The organism is Povalibacter sp. (assembly GCF_036520495.1).
Taxonomy (GTDB): domain Bacteria; phylum Pseudomonadota; class Gammaproteobacteria; order Steroidobacterales; family Steroidobacteraceae; genus Steroidobacter.
Genome location: NZ_DATDJO010000048.1, coordinates 1 through 2,166 on the forward strand (window position 1 = coordinate 1; position 2,166 = coordinate 2,166).

A 2,166-nucleotide genomic window follows, 5' to 3' on the forward strand; every position below is an offset into this window, starting at 1 on the left:
GGTACAACCCTAACCGCTAACGATGATCGATTTGAGGCGTGTGCCGTGGTTCCCCCGGGACGATCACATCCCATTATGGTATTATAATACTCTTCCTCTGGTGGCATACGGGCCTGCGCGCCGGCCTTCAGTTCAGAACGGCAGCCCGACGTAATTCTCGACCAATAGACGCATCGCGGTTTCGGACGACAGCAGATAGGCCATTTCCGTCTGCTGCAATTGATCGTCATAGGGCAGCCGGTCGGGGAAACGATGCAGCAGCGTCGTCATCCACCAGGAGAAGCGTTGCGCTTTCCAGACCCTGGCCAGCGCGCGCTCGGAATATCCATCGAGGCCTTTATCGTCGCCCTTGCGGTAGTGGTCGATCAGCGCGTGATACAGATAGTAGATGTCGGAAGCGGCGCTGTTCAGCCCGCGCGCGCCGGTCGGCGGCACGATATGGGCGGCGTCGCCGGCGAGGAACAGGCGGCCGTAGCGCATCGGCTCGGCCACGAAGCTGCGCAGCGGTGCGATGCTCTTTTCGATCGAAGGTCCCGTGATCAGCCGGCCCGCCACCTCGTCCGGCAGGCGACGCTTGAGCTCGGCCCAGAACGCGTCGTCCGACCAATCCTCCGGTTTGTCAGTCAGCGGCACCTGAATGTAATAGCGGCTCAGCACCTGAGACCGCAGCGAGCACAGCGCGAATCCCCGCGCGTGCTTCACATAGATCAGCTCGGGCGACACCGGCCTGGTGCGGGAAAGCACCCCGAGCCAGCCGAACGGATAGACCTTTTCATACTCGCGCAGCACGTCGTTCGGGATCGACCTGCGGCTGACGCCATGGAAGCCGTCGGCGCCGACCACATATTCGCAGTCGATCCGGACGACCTCGTCACCGGCGCGATACGTCACGTAGGGGGCGTCCGACGCGATATCGTGAAGCGTCACGTCCTCGGCGTTGTGAACGACGTTGCCGCCCAGCCGATCGCGCGCCTCGTAGAGATCGCGCGTCACCTCGGTCTGGCCGTAGACGATCACCGAATTGCCGCCGGAATGCCTGTGCAGATCGACGCGATCGAGGCGGCCGTCATGGGCGATGTGGAAGCCGTGGTGGATCTCGCCCTCGCGGTCCATCCGTTCGCCGCATTGCGCTTCGCGCATCAGCTTGGCGAAGCCGTGCTCCAGCACGCCGGCGCGAATTCGGGCGAGCACGTGGTCGCGGCTGTATTTTTCCAGCACGATGGTGTCGATGCCCTGCAGATGCAGAAGCTGCGACAGCAAGAGCCCCGACGGCCCGCCGCCGATGATGCAGACCTGTACCTTCATCGCTGCGTTCTCCCTTGCCCGGCAGATTGTCCGATCCGGCGCGGGAACAGGATGGAAGGATCGGCCTTTCTCTTGTACAATTCGAACATGAGGTCAGGGCGATCGAACTCGGCGATCCAGGTCTACAATCTCTTCGGCGAGTCGCGCGACCTGCCGGATGTCGTGCATTGCGAAACCATAGCGGCGCGTTCGGTGCTGCATGACTGGAGTTTCGCGGTGCATCGTCACGCCCGGTTGCATCAGGTCCTGCTGATCGAGCGCGGCGGCGGCCAGGCCACGCTGGACGGACGCGTCTACGCGTTGAAGCCCATGCATGCGGTCAACGTGCCGGTCGGCGAGGTGCACGGGTTCAGCTTCGTGCCGGGAACGCAGGGCTGGGTTCTCACCATCGCCGCCGAGATTCTGGATGAAACGCTGCTGGCATCGGAGGGCCTGCGCAGCGTGCTTTCGCGGTCCGCGGTGCTGCGCGGCACCCCACAGATGCGCGCCACCATGAAGCAGATATTTGCCGAGTTTGCCGGAAGGGATTTCGGCCGTGCCCATGTGCTGCGCACGCTGTCGGCAACCCTGACCGGGCTCGTCGCACGCGAACTCGCCCGCGACAGGCACGTAGGCGGAGCAGCGGATTCCGAGCTGTTCCGCCGCTTCGAGGCGCTGATCGAGCAGCACCATCTGCAGCGCTGGAGCGTATCGGACTATGCCGGCGCATTGTCGATAACTCCGACGCACCTCAATCGGGTGACGCGCGCGGCGACCGGCGATACCGCCTCGCATTTGATCCTCAACCGCCTGATCCGCGAGGCGCGGCGGAATCTGGTCTATACCAACCTGCCGGTTTCGACGATTGCCTATGCGCTCGGC

The 2,166-nt window shown here is 63.7% G+C and carries 2 protein-coding genes; one reads left to right on the forward strand and one right to left on the reverse strand.

What is annotated here, in order from left to right:
• Positions 1 to 132 precede the first annotated feature (132 nt).
• A complete protein-coding gene (gene pobA / locus VIZ63_RS17480) occupies positions 133 to 1,305 on the reverse strand; it encodes a 4-hydroxybenzoate 3-monooxygenase (RefSeq protein ID WP_331610973.1) in 1,173 nt (390 codons plus the stop codon).
• Between the two features lie 51 nt (positions 1,306 to 1,356).
• Between pobA and VIZ63_RS17485 the strand changes: the two genes are divergently transcribed.
• Positions 1,357 to 2,166: helix-turn-helix domain-containing protein (locus VIZ63_RS17485; protein WP_349261215.1), on the forward strand; the 810-nt coding region annotated here is incomplete at its 3' end.

Coding starts and splice junctions, on each gene's coding strand:
- pobA (WP_331610973.1), bottom strand. CDS start 1,305: ATGAAGGTACAGGTCTGCATCATCGGCGGCGGGCCGTCGGGGCTCTTG.